This is a genomic window from Pectobacterium aroidearum, assembly GCF_041228105.1.
GTDB lineage: Bacteria > Pseudomonadota > Gammaproteobacteria > Enterobacterales > Enterobacteriaceae > Pectobacterium > Pectobacterium aroidearum.
The window spans coordinates 2,606,160-2,629,313 of record NZ_CP166097.1; the positions used below are offsets into that span (position 1 = coordinate 2,606,160).

The following is a 23,154-nucleotide window of genomic DNA, read 5'->3' on the forward strand; positions in this document are numbered from 1 at the left end:
TATGAGTGCTATTGCTGATTTTGAATTCAACCAGTCGCTGCTAAGTGATGGTGTCGTGTTGGTTTCACAGGCTATTCGCCGCGACTTTCCCGCTCAGGATGTGCGGCAAAATCTGCAACAGATGGTTGAGAGCGCTCGATCCGCTATTCCTGAAGATCTTGAGCAAGATCTTCAGCTTGAAAAGCTGATTGAGCTGTTTTATCACACCTGGGGATTCGGCGGTGCGGGCGGCGTTTATCGCCTGTCTGATGCACTGTGGCTCGATCAGGTACTTGAATCGCGTCAGGGCATGCCCGTGTCACTTGGCGTTATCTTCCTGCATATCGCCAATGAACTGGGTTTGCCGCTGATGCCAGTCATTTTCCCAACACAGCTGATTCTGCGTGCCGACTGGCTCGACGAAGAGATGTGGCTGATCAACCCATTAAACGGCGATACGCTGAGCGAACATGTGTTGGAAGTCTGGCTGAAAGGTAACATCGGTCCATCAACCCGCCTGCTGGATGAAGATCTGGATGAAGCGGAAAACGTCCTGATTGTGCGTAAGATGCTCGATACGTTGAAAGTTGCACTGATGGAAGAAAAACAGATGGAGCTGGCGTTAAGAGCCAGCGAAGCGGTGTTGCAATTTGACCCGGACGATCCGTATGAAATTCGCGATCGCGGCCTGATTTATGCGCAACTGGATTGCGACCACATTGCGCTTTCCGATCTCAACTATTTTGTTGAACAGTGTCCGGAAGATCCAGTGAGTGAAATGATAAAAGTGCAGATTCACTCGATAGAGCAGAAACAGATTGTCTTGCATTAAAAAAACAGTCTTACATTAAGAACCCGTTTTGCAGTAATGCAGCGTTAATTTATTTCCCGACATGAAGGTAAAAGTATGACGAATAAAGTGGTCAAGATAGGGGATATCCCCGTCGCCAATGATCTGCCTTTTGTGCTGTTTGGCGGCATGAATGTTCTTGAATCACGCGATCTGGCGATGCGCATTTGTGAGCATTACGTCACGATCACGCAGAAGCTGGGTATTCCTTACGTGTTCAAAGCGTCATTCGATAAGGCTAACCGCTCCTCGATTCACTCTTACCGTGGTCCCGGTCTGGAAGAAGGGATGAAAATCTTCCAGGAACTGAAACAGACCTTTGGCGTAAAAATTATCACTGACGTGCATGAAGCACATCAGGCGCAGCCTGTTGCCGATGTGGTTGATGTCATCCAGCTTCCTGCGTTTCTGGCGCGCCAAACCGATCTGGTGGAAGCGATGGCGAAAACGGGTGCGGTAATCAACGTGAAAAAACCGCAGTTCGTCAGCCCTGGACAAATGGGCAATATCGTCGATAAGTTCATCGAAGGCGGCAACGATCAGGTCATTCTGTGCGATCGCGGCAGCAACTTCGGTTACGACAATCTGGTTGTTGATATGCTCGGCTTCAATGTCATGAAGCAGGTTTCTAACGGTTCACCGGTGATTTTTGACGTGACGCATGCGCTACAGTGCCGCGACCCGTTTGGTGCGGCGTCCAGCGGTCGTCGTGGACAAGTGACGGAGTTGGCGCGCGCCGGTATGGCTGTTGGTCTGGCGGGGCTATTCATTGAAGCTCACCCGGATCCTGCAAATGCAAAATGCGATGGCCCATCTGCGCTGCCGCTGGATAAACTGGAACCGTTCCTGCAACAGATCAAAGCGATTGACGACCTGGTGAAAAACTTCCCGGAACTGGATACCAGTAAGTAATCTTCTATTTACCGCAAGATTGATTACTGACGTAAAAAAACCCGCGATATCGCGGGTTTTTGTGTTTATAAACGTTCGTCGTTTTCTACAACGCTGCACAATCGCTGTTATTTATAGAGATCGGCGCTTATCGTCATGTTGTTGCCTTTGCCTTCCCACTGTCTGGTGACGTGGTAGTACTTGGCACCTTTCTCGCCTGCGCGTTTAGCAACGGCTTCGGATATCTGAGTGCCGTTAGTGTAGTTGCCGCGGAACTGGATAGAGTCGAAAGGCACCATCTGCGCTGCGGTAGCATTATTCAGTTCCTGAATCTGAGTGCCATCAGATAGTGTTACCGTGTAACGTCCACCTTTAGAAGATTGTGTTTCAAAGAAGTTTCCCACGCTGCGGCTAGGGCTATCAGAGTAAGCAACGCCAGGGATTTCAACCTTCGCGGCTTCTGCACCACCGGCAGCCAGCGCAGCGCGACCCGCATCAGAATCGGCAGGGATCGCATCAGGTTTCTGAAGCTGGCGTTTTGGCGCATCGGCTTTATAGATAAACGCGGTAGCCCTTTGGTTCGCACTATTCGAGTTCACATCGATTTGGCGCACAATGTAGAACGAATCGGCATTTTTCTCTTTTGCCGCTTTTGCAATCGCATCGATCAGATCGGGCTGAGTGCTGAATAAACCACTTACCGTAACGGTGTCATAAGGTTCTAGCAAATAAGCCGCATCTTTCGGCAATTCTTTTACGCCGTAGACGGTGCGATATTGCACGTTCTGTTTCGCTTTAGGGGCATCTTTATGGTACAGATCGACAGTCACATTCCAGGATTCGCCTGAATTAGCATCCGTCATAGACTGAACATAAAATGACTCTGCACCCAACTTGTCTGCACGTGTTGAGGCTGCGGCAACCGCTTCATTGATCGCATTAAAACGCCCCTTGAACGTAATTCGTTCAAAAGGTTGCAGGGATTTTGCCTGCTCAGGAGTCAGTTCCTGTGCCGCCTGCGCTGAAAATGCCGAGAGTGATAACAATAACGTGGATGCAATAACAGTAGTCTTCAGCTTCATAAAAAATCCTTTCGCCTTCCTGCAACTCGAATTATTTAAGGTATAGCAATCAACCTGTAACGGAATAGGGCTGATTATCGCACGGAATAAATTCTTGTGCTTTAGCATTTTCAGCGGTGCTGAAAAGCCGTAATGCTTCGGCTCTGAACAAGAAAAGTGCTAATAATAACGGTTAATGATTGTTTTGCCATCATAAGGGATATTTATGTGATTTATCGCATTAACAACCTTGTAACACACCATTTTTGTGAAACAGCACCGAAAAATACTTCTGTAATAATGCTACAAAAGGCAGAGAAGAGCATGATTTTCGACCAAGAAAGGCTGGCATAACCTGTGATAACTCGGCTTTTCTGTGAAATTCATTTTATTTATGGATCATCGATCACATTTTCAGTACGTTATAAATGAGTTCGCCTACAGTGAGACGCCCCAAAAAAAGCGTGTGGCAAGAAGATGATAAGACCCTCTTCCTACCGCGTGAATGCGGGGATACAGGGTGCAGCAGGTCTCGGCGAATTCGTATAACAGAGTAGGGTGAGAATAATAACCTTCGTTAAAAATAAGCGAAAAGGGTATCAGTATGCGTATTGGTGTACCAAGAGAGCGGTTGGCCAATGAAGCCCGTGTAGCAGCGACGCCGAAAACGGTTGAACAGCTGTTGAAACTGGGTTTTACGGTCTCGATAGAACGTGAAGCGGGAAAACTGGCAAGTTTTGACGATGCGGCATATGAAGAAGCTGGCGCGTCGATTGTTGACAGTTCGGAAGTCTGGCAATCCGATATCGTCCTGAAGGTGAATGCGCCGCAGGATGACGAAATCGAGCTGACCCGTGCGGGCAGTACGGTTGTCAGCTTTATCTGGCCCGCGCAAAACCCGGCACTGCTGGAAAAACTGGCAGCCCGTCAGGTGACGGTAATGGCCATGGATTCCGTGCCACGTATTTCACGCGCGCAGTCACTCGATGCGCTCAGCTCGATGGCAAACATTGCTGGCTATCGCGCTATTGTTGAAGCAGCCCACGAGTTTGGTCGCTTCTTTACCGGGCAAATTACCGCTGCAGGTAAAGTTCCGCCTGCCAAAGTGATGATTATCGGCGCAGGTGTAGCCGGTTTGGCCGCGATCGGCGCAGCAGGTAGCTTAGGTGCTATCGTTCGTGCTTTTGATACTCGCCCTGAAGTAAAAGAGCAGGTTAAGAGCATGGGCGCCGAGTTCCTCGAACTCGACTTTGAAGAAGAAGCGGGCAGTGGTGACGGCTATGCCAAGGTCATGTCTGAAGCCTTTATCAAAGCCGAAATGGAACTGTTTGCTGCACAGGCGAAAGAAGTCGACATTATCGTCACTACGGCACTGATTCCCGGAAAACCGGCACCGCGACTGATCACCAAAGACATGGTGCTGAGCATGAAGCCCGGCAGCGTGATTGTTGATTTAGCCGCGCAAACGGGCGGAAACTGCGAACTGACCGTGGCCGATCGCGTCACCGTGACGGAAAACGGCGTCAAAATTATCGGTTATACCGATTTACCTAGCCGCCTGCCGACGCAATCCTCACAGCTTTACGGCACAAACCTGGTTAATCTGCTGAAATTGCTCTGCAAAGAGAAAAACGGCGAAATCAACGTCGATTTTGACGATACCGTGATTCGCGGCGTGACCGTCATTAAAGAAGGTGAAATCACCTGGCCGGCACCCCCAATTCAGGTATCAGCGCAGCCACAACAGGCAAAACCTGCCGCTGCCGTGGTGAAGGAAGAAGCCAAACCGACATCGCCGTGGAAGAAATACGCGTTCCTCGCGATTGCTATTCTGCTGTTTGGCTGGCTGGCTGATGCCGCACCGAAAGAGTTCCTGTCTCACTTTACCGTTTTTGCGCTGTCCTGCGTGGTGGGGTACTACGTGGTCTGGAATGTCAGTCACGCCTTGCACACGCCATTGATGTCAGTCACTAACGCGATATCAGGCATTATCGTTGTCGGAGCATTGTTGCAGATCGGCCACGGCGGATGGGTGTCGTTCTTCTCATTCATTGCCGTACTGATCGCCAGCATCAATATTTTCGGTGGTTTCACCGTGACTCAGCGCATGCTGAAAATGTTCCGTAAAAACTAAGGGGTAACACATGTCTGGTGGATTAGTAACTGCTGCATACATTGTTGCCGCAATTCTCTTTATTTTCAGTTTGGCCGGGTTGTCCAAGCACGAAACGTCGCAGCAAGGGAACATTTTCGGTATCAGCGGGATGGCACTTGCGCTGATCGCGACGATTCTGGGACCGGATTCTGGCAACGTTGGCTGGATCATCGTTGCGATGGTGATCGGTGGGTCAATCGGTATTTATCTGGCGCGTAAAGTTGAAATGACTGAAATGCCAGAGCTGGTCGCTATTCTTCACAGTTTTGTGGGTCTGGCTGCGGTGCTGGTTGGCTTTAACAGTTTCCTCGATCACGGCGAAATCACCGATCCGGTGATGGTCAATATCCATTTGACGGAAGTCTTCCTGGGTATCTTCATCGGTGCGGTGACCTTCACGGGTTCGGTTATCGCATTCGGTAAGCTGCGCGGCAAGATCTCTTCCAAGCCGTTGATGCTGCCTCATCGCCATAAAATGAATCTGGCGGCGTTGGTTGTGTCCTTCCTGCTGCTTCTGGTTTTCGTCAATACGGGCAGTGTAGCGCTGCAGGTGCTGGCGTTGATTCTGATGACGGCCATTGCACTGGTGTTTGGTTGGCATCTGGTTGCATCGATTGGCGGTGCTGACATGCCAGTCGTTGTCTCTATGCTGAACTCCTACTCCGGTTGGGCGGCAGCGGCAGCAGGCTTTATGCTGAGCAATGACCTGCTGATCGTGACGGGTGCTCTGGTAGGTTCTTCAGGTGCGATTCTGTCTTATATCATGTGTAAAGCGATGAACCGCTCTTTCATCAGCGTCATTGCCGGTGGTTTTGGTACGGACGGCGTTTCCTCCAGTGAGAGCGAAGAGGTCGGGGAATATCGTGAGGCTTCAGCGGAAGACGTGGCTGATTTGCTCAAGAACTCAACCTCAGTCATCATCACGCCGGGATACGGTATGGCTGTGGCGCAGGCGCAGTACCCTGTGCATGACATCACCGCAAAGCTGCGCGCGCGCGGTATCAACGTTCGCTTTGGTATCCACCCGGTGGCAGGGCGTTTGCCTGGGCATATGAACGTGCTGTTGGCTGAAGCGAAAGTGCCTTACGATATCGTATTGGAAATGGATGAAATTAATGACGATTTCACCGATACCGATGTCGTGCTGGTCATTGGCGCGAATGACACCGTTAACCCGGCAGCGCAGGAAGATCCACATAGCCCAATCGCAGGCATGCCTGTGTTGGAAGTGTGGAAAGCGCAGAATGTTATCGTGTTCAAGCGTTCCATGAATACCGGCTACGCTGGCGTGCAGAACCCGCTGTTCTTTAAAGAGAACACACAAATGCTGTTTGGCGATGCCAAAGACAGCGTTGAGGCGATTCTGAAAGCACTGTAAGTGTGACAGCACGTAGAAAACGAAAGGGGCGAATATCGCCCCTTTTTTTGCGTCTTATCGTTTGTCCGCTGCAAAAAATAATGCCAGCGCTGAGAGGCTGGCATTAGGTGGTTCGAATAAAGTAAAACAAGAAATCAGCTGTTATCGCCGTCTTCCAACGTCAGCGGTGACACGAAATCATCGGGCTTGATCGCAAGCAGATCACATTTCAGGTGATCGATGACATGCTCGACGGTATTTCCGATAAAAGCAGCGGAAAGGCCAGTTCTGCCCAGTGACCCCAACACCACGACGCCCGCTTGCAAATGTTCGGCAAGGTCGGGAATCACTTCTTCTGGCAGGCCTTTTTCTACGTGCGTCACACGTTCATCCAGACCGAATTTCTGCCGTAGCGATTTCATCGCGATAAGGTGTTGCCCGCGAATCGCGTCGTTGTAGACGCTGGGATCGAAATCAGGCAGTTCAATGGCAATATTGATGGGGGTAATGGGATAAGCACCAACCAGATGAACTTCGGTCTGGTCAACCTGCTTCGCCAGCTCCAGCGTTTCCGATACCAGTTTAATATTGAGCGGATCGTGATAAGGGTCTTCGCTAGCCAAATTGACGGCAACCAACGCTCGACCTTCGGTTGGCCAGGGTTGATCTTTTACCATCCACACAGGGCAAGGGCATTTGCGCAGCAATTGCCAGTCGGTTGGCGTAAAGATGACGGCTTCCAGCCGATCGTGCTGATGCGCCATTTTCAACAACAGGTCGTGCTGGCCGGAAATTACTTCCCGAATGATGGCTTCAAAGGGCTTATTGTGCCATACCACTTTGATTTCGATGGGAACGCCTGCTTCAACGTAGTATTTGCACTGTTCGGCAATCCACTCTGTCCGCTGCTGGATAACGCCCTGACGCATTTCCACCCTTTCATCGGGAGAAAGCAGGGTTGTCATTTCATAAGAGAAATCATAAATCGGCAGAAATGCCTTGATGCGGCCGCCAAGTCGCTGAACCAGGTAAACCGCCCGACGCAGCGCTGGTTGGTCATCCTGATTTGGGTCAATAGCTACCAGTAAGTTCTGATACTTTGCCATAGCTCCTCCAAACAGCTGTTACTCCACAGCCTGTTAATCAAGAGTACCGCAATGGAATCGTTTTGGACAACAGAGATACGCAGCAGAATAACAAAATAGGAAATATCACGGATGAGGCGGGAAGGGGAAAGGTGTTGACGCTGCTACGGTAGAAAAAGTGGCAGCGTCAACGAGTTAGGCAGTAAAGATTACTTACGTGATGAGCCGGCTAATTCAGAAAGCGCATCAAGATTCTCGATCGTGATGTATTTCCCTTTTACCGCCAGCGTGCCGCTTTTCTGGAAACGCCCCAGCAGACGGCTGATGGTTTCAACGGTCAGCCCCAGATAGTTGCCGATATCACCACGCGTCATAGTCAGGCGGAACTCACGTGGAGAGAAACCACGCTGGGCAAAACGACGGGAGAGGTTGTAGACAAACGCAGCCAGACGTTCTTCAGCATTCTTCTTCGACAACAGCAGAATCATGTCTTGATCGCCACGGATTTCGCCGCTCATCAGGCGCATCATCTGTTGGCGCAGGTTAGGCATTTTCCCGGAGAGATCGTCCAGCGTCTCGAACGGAATTTCGCAGACCATTGACGTTTCCAGCGCCTGAGCGAAACTCGGATGCTGAGCGGTACCGATAGCATCAAAGCCCACCAAATCACCGGCGAGATGAAAACCGGTGATCTGCTCGTCGCCTTGCTCCGTAATGGTATAGCTTTTTATTGTTCCAGAGCGAATGGCATACAGCGATCTCAGTTCATCACCTGCTTTAAACAACGCTTGCCCCTTCTGGATAGGCTTCTTCCTTTCAATGATGTTGTCGAGCTGATCGAGCTCGTGTTCATTCAGGGTGAAAGGGATGCATAGCTGACTGATACTGCAATCCTGACAGTGGATTGCACAACCGCCAGACTGGATGCGTCGAATAATTCGCTTTTCCGGGATCATAGGCTTTGCTCAGGCAATAATTGATATTGGTCAATTTTAACAGCTTTTATCGGCTGTGATAAGAGCGGCAATCACTGGAATAGGCCAATAAATAGTGAACTAACTATAATTTTTCGATTTTGCTGGAAAATATTCCGATATATAAGGCCCGCCGGAGATAATATTTTTTTCCATTACGTTACCGAACGGTTAACACATTGATTAATCCGAATTGCTTACGGCGATAAGCAATTCGGCAGGGCATTTCTGCGTTTCGGAAGCGCAAAAAAAATTATAACGGTAAGCTATTCAGTCAAGTGTAAATAGCTGTTGAGGTAAATACCCTTCATGAGCTAACAGCCACTGTTTACGGTGAATGCCGCCAGCATAGCCCGTCAACGCACCGCCAGTACCGATGACGCGATGGCACGGAACCACGATGCTGACTGGGTTTGAGCCGTTTGCCATGCCGACCGCGCGTGCTGCCCCAGTGCGTCCCAACAGCGTCGCGAGTTCACCATACGTGGTAATTTCTCCGCAGGGAATGCGGCGTAATTCCCGCCAGACTTGCTGTTGAAATTCAGTCCCTATGGAAGCCACAGGCAGCGTATCAATAATCGTTAATTCACCCTCAAAATAGCGTTGCAGACTGTCTGTCAGACCGCCGGGATTATGACGCGCCTGCAACGAAAAGGGATCATTTCGATAACTACGATTGAGCGAGCGAAATAAATCGTCTTCATACTCGCGCCACTCGACGGCACGCAAATGATTATTTTCATCAGCAATAATCAATAACTCCCCGAGCGGCGTTGCCATGGTGTCCTGAAAAAAAGTCTGCATAGTGATTCCTTACGCGCGTGTCGCTTTCTTGCTTCTCTCATTAGTTACGTGCCGATTATCCGGCATCCTCAGGTGGATTGAAAATAAAATGCGAGGTATGTCACGCAGGGTGGTAAGAAAAGAGAAAGCCATCACGATCGTAACCCTGTGTCGCTTCTGCATCTCAACCTGGCAAGAATTGCAGGGCTTTGCATGAATGGGGACGTCATGTGGGGAGAATTCTGTTGGCGCATGAGCACTTAGGAAGATCGATGCGCATGCAATGTGAGGTGTGTGGGATAAATTGCATCTAACATTACCAATAAAATCAAACAGTAATATAGTAAATGTTCAATTTGTATTTATGAGAGATGGAGCATGTCAATCTTTATCCTACTGCCAGATAACACCCTCGCATGGCAATAATATGAAGGTGAACGATGTTGGTATGCTCTATTTTTTATGGCACAGGCGTTTTATGTACGAATAGCTATGTGCCCGACGTTATTTGGAGGAAATGCGCAGAATGAAAAAGAAATATGCCGTTGTGGGAACGGGGGGCCGCGCAGGCCTTTATTTGGAGTCAATTGCCAGGGATTATCAGGATCAGGGGTTGTTTGTTGCATTTTGTGATACAAACCAGACCCGAATGAATTACGCCAACCAGATTGTCCATAAATATGGACACGATAATGTGCCGACATATCGCGCCGAACAGTTTGAGCAGATGATCGCGGAAACCAAACCCGATGTGGTTATTGTGACGTCGCTGGACCGGACGCATCATCATTATATTATCCGTGCAATGGAATTAGGCTGTGATGTCATCAGTGAAAAGCCGATGACGATCGATGAAGAGAAATGTCAGGCGATTATCGATGCGATTAACCGTACCGGCCGTAAATTACGGGTGACCTTTAATTACCGCTACGCTCCGCATCACAGCAAAGTCCGTGAACTGATCGCCGCAGGGGTGATTGGCGAAGTTTATTCGGTTCATTTTGAGTGGCTGTTGAATACTGAGCATGGGGCCGATTATTTCCGTCGTTGGCACCGTGACAAGCGCAACAGTGGTGGGCTGTTGGTGCACAAATCTACGCACCATTTTGATCTGGTGAATTTCTGGCTGAATAGCGAACCGGAAACGGTCTATGCGCAAGGTGATTTGCGTTTTTACGGCAAAGCGAATGCCGAAGCGCGCGGGGTTACAGAATTTTATTCACGTTCACATAATAGCGCGGCGGCAGAAAACGATCCGTTTGCATTACATATGAATCAAAGCGAGCAGCTTACCGCATTATATTTAGACGCCGAACATGAAGATGGCTATTACCGCGATAAAAGCGTATTTGATGATGGAATTAATATTGAAGATGTACTGGGTGTAATGGTGCGTTATAAGAGCAAAGCCATTATGACGTACTCACTCAACGCGTATTTGCCCTGGGAAGGGCTGAACGTAGTATTTAATGGCAGCAAGGGCCGGTTGGAAATGAAACTGGTGGAAAAATCTTACGTAAACGGAGGCGGACAAAAAGAGGATGAAGGTGCGCTGAATGAATGTGAAATAAAGATCTATCCGATGTTTGATGAGCCTTATGTCGTGCCCGTTGAATTTAAAGCCGGCGGACATGGCGGCGGCGATCAGGTCATGTTAAACGATCTGTTTGGTACACCGGAACCCGATCCATTACATCGTGCAGCAGATTATCGTGATGGGGCGATGTCTATTCTAACCGGCATTGCGGCCAATCGATCATTACGCACCGAACTGCCAGTGAAAATAAGCGAACTGGCCGTTAACCTGAAAAGAGGGAATTAATCAGAGTATCTGCCTGAATATTGCAGGCAGAAAACGCTTCCGCATCCGTAGTACCTGTCTGCCTGCCTGCATATCGGCAGACAGGTGGAAACCTCCGAATACTATTATAAGGGTTTTATTATGGCGAAAACACGGAACACATTATCTCACCTACTCCTGCTCTGTGCTGCGCTTCCTTTCGGCGCGACATTTTCTCATTCTACTGATGCTGCCGAGATCCGCATCTCCTGGTGGGGCGGCAACCAACGGCACGAGGCGACACTCGCAGCGATTAACGCGTTTCAAAAAGCCAATCCGACTATTACCGTCAAGGCCGAATATGCCGGTTGGGACGGCTATCTTTCCCGCTTGTCAACCCAGATGGCTGGCGGGCAGGAACCGGATGTTATTCGTATTGACTGGAACTGGCTGCCGCAGTTTTCCCGTAACGGCGACGGCTTTTATGATTTGAATAAGCAAAAAGAGATTCTGACGCTGGGAGATTTCCCGCCTAACTACCTGCAAACCTCGGATGTCAAAGGGAAGCTGCAAGGTCTTCCGATTTCGATGACGTCCCGCAGCATGATTTACAACAAAGCCACCTGGGACAAAGCGGGTGTTGCCTACCCGAAAACCTGGGACGAACTGTTTGCTGCCGGTCCGGTATTTAAACAAAAACTGGGCGACAATTATTACCCGCTTGGCGTTGCCCAGGGTGCAAGTGATGTGTTGGATATCCTCACTCTCGGCCGTAGCTACATGGCTCAGAAATACGGTATCGACCTCATTGATGAGAAGAAGCAGAGCATCGCCTACAGCCGCGATCAGATGCGTGAACTCTTCGGTTTTTATAAAAAGCTGGTTGATTCCCATGTGATCCCCGACCAGCGCTATTTCTCGTCGTTCGGGCGCACTAATGTCTATGAGATTCGTCCGTGGATTAACGGTGAGTTAGCCGGTATGTACCTGTGGGATTCGGCCATCTACACCTATTCCAGCAATATGCCGAAAGAGGTGGTGCTGGAAACCGGGCCGTTCATCACCATGCCAAACGCCAAAGATTCAGGGCTGACGAGCAAACCGTCTTCGCTGTTTGCGATCAGCAAGAACAGTAAGCACCCTAAAGAAGCGGCGATGCTGATGAGTTTTATGCTCAGTAATCCTGAAGGCGTGAAAGCGCTTGGACTGCAAAACGGGATGCCAGCTAATCCGAAAGCACAAAAATTGCTGGAAGATATTGGCGTGATCAATCCCGGTAACCTGTTAGCAAATGCCTATCGCGCCGCGGCGGAACAACCTGCCTCTAAGGTGCCTGTTTCACCGTTTATGGAAAATCAGGAGCTGGTTCAGCTGTGGACGACCAGTCTGCAAAAACTGGATTACGGTAATGGAGAGGTGAATAAGGTGGCCGATGACTTCCTCAACGGCGCTAACCGCATATTAAAACGTGCGATTCGATAGCCACCGTGGTTAATGTGCGATGCCGTATGGCATCGCACGCTCGGAGTGCGATACCTTACTTAATCACACCACACGCCATTCTGGCACCGCCGCCGCCCAGTTTTGCCGGCGTATCAGCATAGTTATCCCCGCCTACGTGAACCATCAACGCGTGATTTTTTACCTCAGATAATGATTTTATCCTCGGAGCCAGAATAGGATAGGTTGCTGTGCCATCGGCATTCACAACCAGACCGGGCAAATCACCCAAATGTCCCTGATCGTCATAAGGGCCAAGGTGTTTACCGGTTTTTTTCGGGTCAAGATGGCCGCCCGCCGCTAGCGCGGGAACTGGTTTACCATCCTGCTCAGCAGGTTCACAGCTGGCGTTTTCATGCACGTGGAACCCGTGAATACCCGCTTTCAGTCCTTTCAGGTTCGGCGTGAAAAGCAGGCCGTACGGTGTTTCCGTAATGGATACCTCACCGATACTGCTGCCAGCGCCCGTTGGCAGCGCCTCATTCAGCGTCACTGTGGTGCTGGCTGCGAAGGTGGAACAGGAAAAGAACACGCCTGTCAGGATGAGTGCCTTCAGTTTCATTGTCTTTTGCCTCTTAGGGTTGAGTGTAAAGAAAGGACGACCGCGATGCTTTTTACTCATGGCCTTTCCGCGGTGAGCTGTACCGTGCTGATGGTGCGTGCGCGAAAACCTGCTTCACAATAGCAAAGGTAAAACGCCCACAGGCGCTGGAAAGGTTCATCGAAGCCCTGAGCATTCAGCGTATGCCACTGCTGATAAAAGCGCTGCCGCCATTCGCTGAGCGTTCTGGCATAATCCTGACCAATATCAAACAGATCGCGAGTGATAAAGTCGGTATGCCGTGTCATGGTGGTGGTCATCGCGGTAATTGAGGGTAGAAAACCGCCAGGGAAAATGTAGCGTTGGATAAAATCCACATTGCGGCAGTAGCGACTGTAACGCTGGTCGGCAATTGTGATGGCCTGAAGCACCATGCGGCCTTGTGGACGCAGCAATTGTTGGCAGCGCTTGAAGAAGGTGGGTAAATAGGCTTTGCCTACTGCCTCGATCATTTCGACCGATACCAACTTGTCGTATTGACCCGTCAAAGTACGATAATCCTGCAACAGCACCGTCACCTTATGGCTTAGGCCTGCCTGCTGAATGCGCTCAACGGCGTAATCATACTGCTGCTGTGACAACGTGGTCGTGGTGACATGGCAACCATACTCACGCGCGGCCAGTTCGGCTAATCCTCCCCAGCCGGTGCCAATTTCCAGTAAATGATCCGTTTCGCGCAGTGCCAGCTGTTCGCAGAGGCGACGCAACTTGGCTTGCTGTGCTTCTTCCAGCGTCATGTTGGGGTGCTGATACCAGGCGCTGGAGTAGTGCATTTCGCTATCGAGAAAGCTACGGTAAAAGTGGTTGCCCAGGTCGTAATGGGCGGCGATATTTTTCTGCGCCTGTTGTGGCCGATTACGGCGACACCAGTGGATAAACCGATGAAGTGGCGCTATCAACCAGCCAAAACGCGTTTCAAGCGTATCTACCAGCGCCTGATTTTGCGCCAGAAGCTGGAGAACGGGCGTGAGGTTCGTGGCGCTCCAGTCCCCATCAATATAACTTTCTCCAGCAGCAATACTTCCTCCCAGCAATACCCGGCGATAAACGCGATGATGGTGTATCGTGATTTCGCCTTGCAGGGGCGCGTGCCGATCCCCGAATAACGTTTCATGGCCTTCGGGTTCACGAAGACGTAACCCTCCGCCTTCTATTCGGCTAAGCAGGAGAAATAGCACTTTTCGGGCTCGGGTATAGCGAGCGATATCGCTCGGGCGACGAACCACTTGTGTTTGCGTTGAGCTCATGGGGTATCCTTCTTTCCAGACTGCGGATGGGGATAAACGGGCGAGCGTTTAATCCACAGTTTCAAAGCCTGCCAATATATGGTGCAGGCGGTTTTCATCGTCATTAACGGCAGAGACCAAAGCTGAGCGCGCAGGGCGGCGCGAGTGAGCGGCTGACGGTGCAACAGCAGCGTGGCATCAAACTCGCGTCCTTGTCTGTGATTCTCGATGTGGATCCTCAGACGATCGACGGGCGGTGTGAGCCGCCAGTGGTACACCATATCCATCGGGTTAAAAGGCGACACATGAAACGCTTTGGCGACAGGTGTAGAACCATCGGGGACGACGGCATAAGTATGGCGTTCGTTCCACGGAGTATTACGCACCTCTGCCAATAACCAGCGTAGTTCGTTATGCTCATCGTACAAATAATAGAAATTGACTGGGTTGAAATAGCAGCCCAGATAGCGTAGTTGGCATAGCAACAACACTTTCCCCGTGAGGCGTTCCCCAGTCAGTTCCGCAATCCGATCTTGTGCCTTGGTTTTGATATCGCCACCGCCCAGATAATCACCGCGACAAAATGACGCAGGAGCAAAACGCTCCAGGGCGATCCCCACGTGTGGCAAGGCGGGAATTTCATCTAAATCGATTAACGTCATGAATAGCGCATAGTCAAAGCGATGCGTAACGGGCGTGAAGCGTCGATGGCGAACCTTACCCACATACAGCGCGCTATTCATATTGCATGCTCTGGTGAAGCTGGCTAACGACATCCAGCGCGCTTTTTACGCCATCTTCGTGAAAGCCGTTGTACCAATAGGCACCACAAAACCAGCTGCGGTTGTGCCCATTAATACGCTCACGCTGTTGTTGGTGCTCTGTGGTCTGCTGAGTAAAGACCGGGTGATGATAAATCGTGCGATACAATATTTTATCCGGGTCGATATCCTGCTGAGGGTTCAGCGAGACACAGAACGTGGTTGATGAGCGAATACTTTGCAGGATGTTCATATTGTAGGTGACGGAGGCACGTGCACGGCTAAACGCCTGATCGACTGGCAGACGATAATTCCAACTCGCCCATGCCCGCCGGTTATGGGGAAGAAGGTGAGTGTCGGTATGCAAAATGACGTGGTTAGGCTGATAGCTGATGCCGCCGAGGATGCGCTGCTCATCGGGCGTACTCGTTTCCAGTAACGCTAGCGTCTGATCGGAATGGCAGGCGAAAATAACCTGATCGAACCGATACGCCTGCGCGGCGGTATGCACGGTAACACCTGCGTCATCCCGCGTTACCTGAATGACTGGCGTGTGGAGGTGGATCGTCGCGCGATCGTGGATACGTTCTGCGATACGCTGTACATATTCCCGTGAACCGTCAGGTACCACCATCCACTGAGGGCGGTTGACCAAATCCAGTAGCCCATGATGGTTAAAGAAGGTCAGGAAAAGCGACAGAGGAAAATGTCGCATATCCTCAAGCGACGACGACCAGATCGCTGCACCCATCGGCAAAAGATAGTGCTGGGCAAAAAATGGTGAGAATTTTTCCTGCTGCAATAAATGGCTTAGCGTCAGCCCCTGATAATCGCCGTTGGCAAGATACCGCTTGCACACGCGGTTAAAGCGCACAATCTCCGCAATGAAACGATAGAAACTGAGGCGAAATAGGTTGCCGCGCTGGGCGAACAGCGTGTTTAACGTATGCCCGTTATATTCCAGACCCGAAACCGGATTACTCACCGAGAAGCTCATTTCTGTGGGTTGGCCGGTTAACCCCAGTTCGTCCAATAGCGCAATAAAATGGGGATAGGTCCGCTCGTTATAGACAATAAATCCCGTATCGATGGCATAGGTCACGCCATCCTGAACCACATCGACCGTTGCCGTGTGGCCACCCAAATAATCGTTCGCTTCAAATACCGAGACCTGAAAGCGATCCGATAATTTGAGTGCGCAGGTTAGGCCGGAAATGCCGCTGCCAATAATGGCAATCTTCATACTGGTTACCTTTTACCTTACTAACCGGCTGGTGAGGAAACGTTGCCACGATTGTGGAAGTACAGAAACGCATTTGAGCAACAGCGCAAAGCGCAGAGGGAAGGCGATCTCGCGTTTTCTCTTTGCCAGTCCGCGACGAATTGCCTCCGAAGCGTGTGACACGGAAATCAGCATCGGCATCGGGAAGTCATTGCGTGCAGTCAGTGGCGTATCGACAAAACCGGGCAGGATCAGCGACACGGTGATATCACGCGTTTGCAAATCCAGCGACAGACTGCGGGCAAAATAGGCCAGTGCCGCTTTTGACGCGCCATAGGCTTCTGCTCTTGGCAGTGCAACAAGGCTGGCGGTCGACCCCACCAACGCCAGATGGCTATGGCTGGCAAGCTGTGGCAATAGTACCGACAGACAATTCACCGGGCCGATTACGTTGGTTGTTAGCACCCTACTGACTTTTTCTGCTTCAACGACGCCGTTATCCAGGTATTCACAGGTCCCCGCGCAGAGAATCACCAGATCGGCGGTAACACCGCCTAATGCCTGCTGCGTCTCGGCCAGGTTCGTCATATCAAATGCCATTGTACGAATGGTTGGAAAGGCGACAGTCAATGCATGGAGCCGCTGTTCGTCACGCCCGCAGGCGACGACGTCCCAGCCGTCTCGGGCATAATCCAGTGCCAATTGCTGACCGATTCCAGAACTGGCACCGGTAATCAACACGCGCTTCATGCCTGAAGTCTCGATTTTAGATAACGGATTAACGAACCCAGCAAGGGAACATGCTGATAAAGCATTGCGCCCATGTCGTAATAATCACGGTGGTAGATAACTTTGTCGTCAGCAAAGAGCAGGTGGCTACAGCCCGCTAGCGTCAGCGGCGCATTATGCTTTAGCGACGGATGGGCATAGTGCATTGTCCAGAACATCGTTGCGCCGCCGCGAAAGGTGTGGATATCGCTGATATCGAACTGACAATAGCTCAGATTTTCGAGTGAATGAGAAAAGTAACGATGCAAGGCACTCAGCCCATGATGGCTGGAAACGGGATCGATGAAATGAATATCCTGATGATAAATATCACCGAGTTCCGTTAACCCCTCAGCGGTCAGTTCTCGATAGAAAGCCCTTATTTTCAGCAAAATAGGCGCGTATTCGCCGTTTTCTAGCGAGATATTGGCTTCTTCGCGCGTTTTTTCTATCGTCATAACCACTCCTGTTAAGGTCACCCATTCCACACAATGGAAATGGCTAACAGATAGAGGAACTCAACGCTTATTAATTGAAAGTCATCAACTTAGGTATAGATTGAATCCATCGTTCGTCAAATAAGATTTTGAGGAACGGTTGTGGGCGATAAACACAGCAGGAGGGAAGAATGTGGCAGAAGGAAGGAAACATGGCGCAAAATTGGTGACAATGTCACGCCATGTTTTTTAGATCGGTAGCGGTAAATTGAGCGCTATTTCTCCACAGGCTTAATCAACGCCAAAATCGTGCCCAACTGCTCACGCTGTTCCGCACTGACTTCTCGCGCCGCGGAATAGCCCGCATTCTGGATAATCATCTCATTCAGGCCAACCAGCCAGTCATAGATATAGAAGGCCGTATTGTTGGTAGGTGTCAGTGACAGTTTGGTTAAGCGTTGAGATGCGCCAAAGCTGACTGCCTGTTTTTCGGGCTTGGCGAAAATTTTATGACCGCGATTGATACGGCTGGCAGGGCGCAGGGATTCATCGAGTTGCTGGAAGCCGAGCCAGGCAACGAAGTCACCAAGAATGGTCAGCACGCGTGAAACCTGACGGTCGGCTTTATTCTCGCGGTTGATGCCCAACTGCTCACCATCAACCAGCATATCGACCAGCGCTTCTTCGATCCGCAAACGGATGCTACCGGTAATCAATTCTTCTACCAGCATTTCGATCGTGGATTTCGACACGTTGAGCAGGTCAATGAGCGGCGCATTCTCTGGCAGGCTACGAAGGTGGTTAATCCAGAAACGGTAAACGCTGTGCGCGTAGTCGGCCTCATAGCCATGATCGAGCGTCAATACTGGCGTTACAGGCTGGTCGAGCGCGATCGGTTCATCAGCAAACAGATCGATTTCGATCCCGACACCAAACGGATCGCTATTGGCCAACGGGGCAGAGAGGTCCTCAGCATCGGTATGGAAACCGCCATAGCTTGCCCCTTGTTGTTGCAGATACAGACGACGCAGTTCATCACGCGAAGGCAAAAGCCGCTCCAGCAGTTCGCCATGCACGCCGGTACGGGTCTGGAGCGATTTGAGTAAGGTCTCTGCGACGCGCTGTTTTTCCGCCGGATCGTCAACATCGACGGGCAGATACCAGTTACCCAGTAGGTTATCGCTGAGTTCACGTTGAAGTTCGCTGAGCTGTTCGCTGATGCGTCCCAGTTTGACTTCGCGATGAACCTCAGCCCCCAGCCATGTTGCCATACGCGCTACGCCGCGTTTGTCCATCGCCAGCATCGTTCCCCAGGCATCGCCCGGATTACCTACATAGCGTTGTACCGCTGCGTCGTAGTTTTGCCCGTGCGTAATACGGCGATCGTGACGGGTAACCGCCCAAATCAGCCCCGGTTTACGGTGGCTTCGTACCTGCGCGTTTTCGCCCTGAGTCTGTTTAACCCAGTGATCCAGCGCCTTGCCGACCACTTTAACGTCACCCCGATCGCCTGCGGCGCTGCATACCATCAGTACGTTCATTTCCTGATTATCGGTATAGCGTTCCAGCAGATAGGCGCGCTTCGCCCGTAATAATGTGTGCGCCAGTGGATGCTGTGTGGCTTGGCGTCTTGCTGGTGGCTCGTCCCGCGTTTCACGGAGCTCACCAAAACCGGGGAAATCCAGCACATCAACCTGCTCAAACAATGCTTCTTTGGGCGGCAAATGGAGTGGGATAAGCAGTTCTGCCGTCAGCATGGTTAACTCAGCCAGAGAAAGCTCCGTCGTTTTCCCTGCGCGGCCATTCTGAACCGGCCGCACCAGCACGCCGGGATCGTCGGCGCTGTGTAGCCGTTCCAGCGCCGAACCGTCGATCAGACCGTCTGCCGGATTTAACTCATCATCGACCAGTGTACGTAGCGGTGCTAACAGCTTACTCGCACCGGACAGGTGTTGCAGCGTGTGGCTGAAATGGCGATACGCGGTGGTCAGCGCATTCAGTTCGCCCCACAATACGGAGAAGAGCTGGGCGCGGTCATCAACGGTGAGGTAAGGCGCTAATTCAATCGCAACCGGCCAGAAGTGTGCTTCCAGCTGTTTTTGCCGTTTAACATCGTGACGCGCGAGATAATCCCAGAGTTCGACCACTTCATCGCGGCTCATGCCTTCAACGGATTCTGGCTGACGGTGCATCAGCAGCGTTTTAATGTGTTCGGCAATATGGCGCTCATCCAGCTCTTCAAACGTGGTCTCGTGGTTGAGATCGTTCAAAAACGCGTTGGCCATAATCTTGCCGATATCCAGTTCGCTAAGCAGCTGTAGCTGAACGGGAAACGACTTGTTCTTCATGCCCGACTGTCGGCTAAAACGCGTAACGAGAGCCGTTGCCCGGTCGGACGGGTTAATATGATCGATAAAATCCAGCTGTTGCCCTTCAAATGAGGTTTCCAGCTTTCCGTTTTCTCCCCCGGCCAGCGACGCGATCAGATAGGATTTCCCCGCCTGAGACAGGCCAAAAAAGCCAATGGCGATCTCTTTCTGCGCCACATCGGACAGGTGCTGCGCTTTGTTGTGGTTACGACGCAGTTTGACGATCAGACGATCGGCTTCGATATCCAGACGCGGGGCGTTCTGACGGGTAGTTTCAACCCAGTCGATAGCCTGTTCAACACCTTGCGCGACGGCCTGTAGCTGGCCGTGGAGTCGGGTAGAAAGCTGTTTGGGCGTTAATCGTTTCATTTTTTAAATACACTCCCACTATCGATCCAATAATGGGTCGCTCCTGAACCGTTAGCGGATAATGTGTTCAATTTGAGTCGTAAATGCTGTGGCGGAACGCGGGTGCCGTCTTCCAACACCGCATCGGCAATTTCAAAGCGCTCAGGGCTGTCTTGATCGTCGCTCTTCGTTACTGCTAGCCGGACGCGCAGTTTACTGTCGCCGACAACCTTGCGGGCTAAATCCTGATCGACAATCGAGAGCATATAAAGCGAGGACGCTGGCCAGCGCTCGTTGTCCAACTGGCGGAAGCCAAGACAGAGTGAGCCACGTACCTGGAAGCTATGCTGTGGGTCAAGCACGAAATCCGGCGCATCCAGATCGATATCGCTGTAATAAACGTTATCCAGCGTCAGCGCGTTGTTGCTATCCATCATACCGAGGTAGCGTACCGTCGAATAAGGTTGGAAATCACCGACCTTAAAGTAAAAGCCCGGCAGGCGCAGATCGAGCGCGAGCAGGCACAGCATCGCACCGACGGCCGCGGTGGATTTCGGATTATCGATGCGTCCACGTTTGTTAAACGGATACCAGTCATTGGTGTGGTACCCATCCAGCGACAGCATTCGGTTAATTGGTAGCGGTTGCAGGTGGCGGAACAGCGCCTGAATGCCAGGGAAGCGCGAAGGGCGTCCGGTCAGCAGCAGCACATCGCATGAATACAGCGACACCACTTCAGACATCAGGCGCAGATTCTGCGTGATGTTCATTTTGTTCGACAGGAATTCGCCATGCAGCTTGCTCAGCTTGAGGATGAGCGGAACCTGCAAGATATCAAATACGCTATCGCTAACCGGCAGTTCGCGCTGTACTTCCGTATTGATGTATTCCAGCACTTTTTCCGTCGGCGCCTGATCCAGCAATTCGCCGAAGGTGGATTCGATTTCGGCGCTGGTATCCAGCGGGTCAAAGCGCTCATAGGCTTCTAGGATCGCGCGACCGATCGGAATGAAGACCTGCAACGTCACCTGTTGGCGCAGCGTAAGCTGGGCGTCCATACGGCCTTCATTGCCGAACAGCTTCGCCATCAGCGCATCCGGGCTGGCCAGTCCGGCGGTTTTCAGCGCGGCCTGTAACGCAGGAAGGATATAGAGCTGAATTACATCCAGCAGAATATCGTCGCCTGCGACTTTAAAGCCTTCACGGAACAGCAGGCGCGGGATGATTTTAACGTTGCTGCCGACGCCGTCATCAAGCAGATATTGGGTAATCGCGAGGTCAGTGGTGCCACCGCCGATATCGATTGAGGCGATGCGCAGCGTTTTGCCCGCGGGTTCACCCTCGTCGAGTTCTTTATCCGGGCGCGCCATACTGGCGAAGAAATCTTCCGCACGGCCGCCAAAGTTCACCTGCGCTTCGTTATACAGGTAAACCATCTGCCCGCAGGTAGCTTCATCCCATTCGATTTGCACGTCAGGCACCGGAACGCGGCTCTGCTGCTTGTCGGCTGGCGTGGTGAAATCCTCATCCATCGGGTGCCAGTCCATCGCTTTCCAGACCAGCGCGATCGCTTCATGCATCCGGCGGCGGAAGATTTCACGCTCGGGTTTCGGCATCGCGGAAGGCAACGTCAGAATGATATTTCGCAGTTGGCGCGGCGCGGTGCTGTGGATCATCTTCAACCGCTGTGCGGCGCTGTTCATCTGCATGAGCGCCTGTGCCAGCAGTTCGGAGAGCATAAAGGTCATGATCGAACTACGGCTATAGTGCGGGGAAAACACCGGTAAGCGTTCTTCCAGCGGTTGGTTGTAGAGCGGCTGACCTTCATCATTCAGCATGATGGTCAACGGCATGGCTGTCGCTAGCGGTTCGGTCTGTGAATGTGCGTCAGTCTGGCTGAAACGCCAGCCTGGCGCATAGCTTTCTTCATCCCACAGGTAGCGACGCGGGCTGGAAATACCGCTTGAACCTTCCGTTCCCTGACGCAGCAGCGCCATATGGCTGGCTTCTCGTCCGACACGGGTGATGGACGGCCAGATAAAGGCATCATCACGGCCACTTTCTACGGAGAAGTTTTCTTTACCGAACTTCGCCTGTGAAAACTCAACGCGACTCTCGAACAGTTCGTTGTATAGATAATGCGGCTCACTCAGATCGCGCAATTGCAGTTCATAGGTCTGCTTCAGGCCGTTGCTTTCGTCGGCGTGATCCTCAACCAGAATACCGCAGGTATGGGAGTTACCGACGTCCAAAATCAGATCAACGTTCACCGCCGGTTCCTGCAACGTGCTGGTATTGATGCGAATTTCCGGTATTTCGAGCTGGTTGCCCAGCATATCCAACACATTCAGGTAATGTGCCTGATATTCAAATCCTCTGAGCGCCACTTTCACATCGTGGCTATCCCGGTTTTCCAGCGCTTTAACCCGCTGAGTAAAGACTTCGCGCAGCCAGCCGTCGACCCAGGTTTCATCAAGAAATTCACCCAGCTCGTCGCTGTGATAAGCCAGCGCGAAACTTCCGCCGGTCTTGATGTCATTGGCATTCGGCGCCAGCGATTCGTATTCGTGGCCTTCTGGATAAGTTTTGGTATCGAACGCCAGACAGATGCGGTGCGTGTTGCCGTCCTGATCGGGCGTCTCTAATGCCAGTATCTGCATCCGCGCCCAGTTATCAGGTCCACCCATAAAGGTACGTGGCGGATTAAAACGGAAAAAGGGCAGCGGCAGCCAGATTTTCTCCAGCAGCTTCAGCGATTGCTCAAGCGGAATGCTCAATTCTGGCTTCACGACTTCCGGCGGCATCCCAGTAGCGGAAGGCAGCAGGAATTTTTCCGTATGTTCATCGTAAAGCAGGTGCAGCAGGGGGCCGTTGGCGCTTTTACGCACATAACAGTTAGGCTGTTCAGCCGAAAACTGTGGCTTTAACGCAAAATCCAAAAACTGAATTCCGCTGTCCTGAATCAACGTAATGCGTTGTTTATAATCGGTAATGGTCGCCAGCATGA

General features: G+C 51.4%; 18 protein-coding genes. 6 read left to right on the forward strand and 12 right to left on the reverse strand.

Annotated elements, in window-relative coordinates:
- Position 1: 1 nt before the first annotated feature.
- Together sirB1 and kdsA are read left to right on the forward strand one after the other, a co-directional pair.
- The gene (sirB1, locus tag AB8809_RS11935) at positions 2–811 is read left to right on the forward strand and encodes an invasion regulator SirB1 (protein WP_015840342.1); all 810 of its coding nucleotides are present in this window, start codon (positions 2–4) and stop codon (positions 809–811) included.
- Between the two features lie 75 nt (positions 812–886).
- Positions 887–1,741 carry a 3-deoxy-8-phosphooctulonate synthase gene (kdsA, locus tag AB8809_RS11940; RefSeq protein WP_349855917.1) on the forward strand — a complete coding sequence of 285 codons (855 nt, stop codon included), beginning with the start codon at positions 887–889 and terminating at the stop codon, positions 1,739–1,741.
- A 107-nt stretch (positions 1,742–1,848) separates the two neighbouring features.
- Here kdsA and ydgH read toward each other — a convergent pair whose 3' ends face one another.
- Positions 1,849–2,802, reverse strand: coding sequence for a DUF1471 family protein YdgH (ydgH, locus tag AB8809_RS11945; protein ID WP_349855918.1), 954 nt, complete (start codon positions 2,800–2,802; stop codon positions 1,849–1,851).
- Between the two features lie 583 nt (positions 2,803–3,385).
- Between ydgH and pntA the strand changes: the two genes are divergently transcribed.
- Both pntA and pntB read left to right on the forward strand, forming a co-directional pair.
- Entirely contained in the window at positions 3,386–4,915 is a 1,530-nt protein-coding gene (gene pntA / locus AB8809_RS11950) for a Re/Si-specific NAD(P)(+) transhydrogenase subunit alpha (protein ID WP_182100255.1), read from the forward strand.
- A gap of 10 nt (positions 4,916–4,925) precedes the next feature.
- Positions 4,926–6,314 (forward strand): Re/Si-specific NAD(P)(+) transhydrogenase subunit beta, encoded by a 1,389-nt coding sequence (gene pntB / locus AB8809_RS11955; protein ID WP_180778974.1) that lies wholly within the window; start codon positions 4,926–4,928, stop codon positions 6,312–6,314.
- A gap of 134 nt (positions 6,315–6,448) precedes the next feature.
- Here pntB and uspE read toward each other — a convergent pair whose 3' ends face one another.
- The 3 genes from uspE to ogt all read right to left on the reverse strand — a co-directional run bounded on the left by uspE (position 6,449) and on the right by ogt (position 9,156).
- Positions 6,449–7,399: a universal stress protein UspE gene (uspE, locus tag AB8809_RS11960; RefSeq protein ID WP_336710439.1), complete on the reverse strand. Its 951-nt coding sequence runs from the start codon at positions 7,397–7,399 to the stop codon at positions 6,449–6,451.
- Between the two features lie 188 nt (positions 7,400–7,587).
- Positions 7,588–8,334: a fumarate/nitrate reduction transcriptional regulator Fnr gene (fnr, locus tag AB8809_RS11965; RefSeq protein ID WP_010274971.1), complete on the reverse strand. Its 747-nt coding sequence runs from the start codon at positions 8,332–8,334 to the stop codon at positions 7,588–7,590.
- A 288-nt stretch (positions 8,335–8,622) separates the two neighbouring features.
- Positions 8,623–9,156 carry a methylated-DNA--[protein]-cysteine S-methyltransferase gene (gene ogt / locus AB8809_RS11970; RefSeq protein WP_181828561.1) on the reverse strand — a complete coding sequence of 178 codons (534 nt, stop codon included), beginning with the start codon at positions 9,154–9,156 and terminating at the stop codon, positions 8,623–8,625.
- Positions 9,157–9,661: 505 nt separating this feature from the next.
- Between ogt and AB8809_RS11975 the strand changes: the two genes are divergently transcribed.
- Positions 9,662–10,957, forward strand: a complete 1,296-nt coding sequence (locus tag AB8809_RS11975; protein WP_015840335.1) for a Gfo/Idh/MocA family oxidoreductase — start codon at positions 9,662–9,664, stop codon at positions 10,955–10,957.
- 120 nt (positions 10,958–11,077) lie between these two features.
- Positions 11,078–12,397 carry an ABC transporter substrate-binding protein gene (locus AB8809_RS11980; RefSeq protein WP_349855919.1) on the forward strand — a complete coding sequence of 440 codons (1,320 nt, stop codon included), beginning with the start codon at positions 11,078–11,080 and terminating at the stop codon, positions 12,395–12,397.
- Positions 12,398–12,452: 55 nt separating this feature from the next.
- On the opposite strand, the gene sodC is transcribed toward AB8809_RS11980, so the two are convergent.
- The 8 genes from sodC to AB8809_RS12020 all read right to left on the reverse strand — a co-directional run bounded on the left by sodC (position 12,453) and on the right by AB8809_RS12020 (position 23,152).
- Entirely contained in the window at positions 12,453–12,977 is a 525-nt protein-coding gene (gene sodC / locus AB8809_RS11985) for a superoxide dismutase [Cu-Zn] SodC (RefSeq protein ID WP_349855920.1), read from the reverse strand.
- Between the two features lie 56 nt (positions 12,978–13,033).
- Positions 13,034–14,263, reverse strand: coding sequence for a cyclopropane-fatty-acyl-phospholipid synthase family protein (locus tag AB8809_RS11990; RefSeq protein WP_349855921.1), 1,230 nt, complete (start codon positions 14,261–14,263; stop codon positions 13,034–13,036).
- Positions 14,260–14,985, reverse strand: a complete 726-nt coding sequence (locus AB8809_RS11995) for a DUF1365 domain-containing protein (RefSeq protein WP_015840331.1) — start codon at positions 14,983–14,985, stop codon at positions 14,260–14,262. Before AB8809_RS11995 ends, AB8809_RS11990 begins: the two co-directional genes overlap by 4 nt.
- The gene (locus AB8809_RS12000) at positions 14,978–16,246 is read right to left on the reverse strand and encodes an FAD-dependent oxidoreductase (protein WP_349855922.1); all 1,269 of its coding nucleotides are present in this window, start codon (positions 16,244–16,246) and stop codon (positions 14,978–14,980) included. Before AB8809_RS12000 ends, AB8809_RS11995 begins: the two co-directional genes overlap by 8 nt.
- 12 nt (positions 16,247–16,258) lie before the next feature.
- On the reverse strand, positions 16,259–16,975 hold the full coding sequence (locus AB8809_RS12005; protein WP_349855923.1) for an SDR family NAD(P)-dependent oxidoreductase: 717 nt from the start codon (positions 16,973–16,975) through the stop codon (positions 16,259–16,261).
- Positions 16,972–17,451 carry a nuclear transport factor 2 family protein gene (locus tag AB8809_RS12010; RefSeq protein WP_015840328.1) on the reverse strand — a complete coding sequence of 160 codons (480 nt, stop codon included), beginning with the start codon at positions 17,449–17,451 and terminating at the stop codon, positions 16,972–16,974. Before AB8809_RS12010 ends, AB8809_RS12005 begins: the two co-directional genes overlap by 4 nt.
- 254 nt (positions 17,452–17,705) lie before the next feature.
- Entirely contained in the window at positions 17,706–20,168 is a 2,463-nt protein-coding gene (locus tag AB8809_RS12015) for a putative virulence factor (protein ID WP_181844961.1), read from the reverse strand.
- Positions 20,165–23,152 carry a virulence factor SrfB gene (locus tag AB8809_RS12020; protein ID WP_015840326.1) on the reverse strand — a complete coding sequence of 996 codons (2,988 nt, stop codon included), beginning with the start codon at positions 23,150–23,152 and terminating at the stop codon, positions 20,165–20,167. Before AB8809_RS12020 ends, AB8809_RS12015 begins: the two co-directional genes overlap by 4 nt.
- Positions 23,153–23,154: the final 2 nt, after the last annotated feature.

Coding starts and splice junctions, on each gene's coding strand:
- pntB (WP_180778974.1), top strand. CDS start 4,926: ATGTCTGGTGGATTAGTAACTGCTGCATACATTGTTGCCGCAATTCTC.
- ydgH (WP_349855918.1), bottom strand. CDS start 2,802: ATGAAGCTGAAGACTACTGTTATTGCATCCACGTTATTGTTATCACTC.
- AB8809_RS11980 (WP_349855919.1), top strand. CDS start 11,078: ATGGCGAAAACACGGAACACATTATCTCACCTACTCCTGCTCTGTGCT.
- uspE (WP_336710439.1), bottom strand. CDS start 7,399: ATGGCAAAGTATCAGAACTTACTGGTAGCTATTGACCCAAATCAGGAT.
- AB8809_RS11990 (WP_349855921.1), bottom strand. CDS start 14,263: ATGAGCTCAACGCAAACACAAGTGGTTCGTCGCCCGAGCGATATCGCT.
- AB8809_RS11975 (WP_015840335.1), top strand. CDS start 9,662: ATGAAAAAGAAATATGCCGTTGTGGGAACGGGGGGCCGCGCAGGCCTT.
- AB8809_RS12015 (WP_181844961.1), bottom strand. CDS start 20,168: ATGAAACGATTAACGCCCAAACAGCTTTCTACCCGACTCCACGGCCAG.
- AB8809_RS12010 (WP_015840328.1), bottom strand. CDS start 17,451: ATGACGATAGAAAAAACGCGCGAAGAAGCCAATATCTCGCTAGAAAAC.
- fnr (WP_010274971.1), bottom strand. CDS start 8,334: ATGATCCCGGAAAAGCGAATTATTCGACGCATCCAGTCTGGCGGTTGT.
- ogt (WP_181828561.1), bottom strand. CDS start 9,156: ATGCAGACTTTTTTTCAGGACACCATGGCAACGCCGCTCGGGGAGTTA.
- AB8809_RS12000 (WP_349855922.1), bottom strand. CDS start 16,246: ATGAAGATTGCCATTATTGGCAGCGGCATTTCCGGCCTAACCTGCGCA.
- sodC (WP_349855920.1), bottom strand. CDS start 12,977: ATGAAACTGAAGGCACTCATCCTGACAGGCGTGTTCTTTTCCTGTTCC.
- kdsA (WP_349855917.1), top strand. CDS start 887: ATGACGAATAAAGTGGTCAAGATAGGGGATATCCCCGTCGCCAATGAT.
- AB8809_RS11995 (WP_015840331.1), bottom strand. CDS start 14,985: ATGAATAGCGCGCTGTATGTGGGTAAGGTTCGCCATCGACGCTTCACG.
- pntA (WP_182100255.1), top strand. CDS start 3,386: ATGCGTATTGGTGTACCAAGAGAGCGGTTGGCCAATGAAGCCCGTGTA.
- AB8809_RS12020 (WP_015840326.1), bottom strand. CDS start 23,152: ATGCTGGCGACCATTACCGATTATAAACAACGCATTACGTTGATTCAG.
- AB8809_RS12005 (WP_349855923.1), bottom strand. CDS start 16,975: ATGAAGCGCGTGTTGATTACCGGTGCCAGTTCTGGAATCGGTCAGCAA.
- sirB1 (WP_015840342.1), top strand. CDS start 2: ATGAGTGCTATTGCTGATTTTGAATTCAACCAGTCGCTGCTAAGTGAT.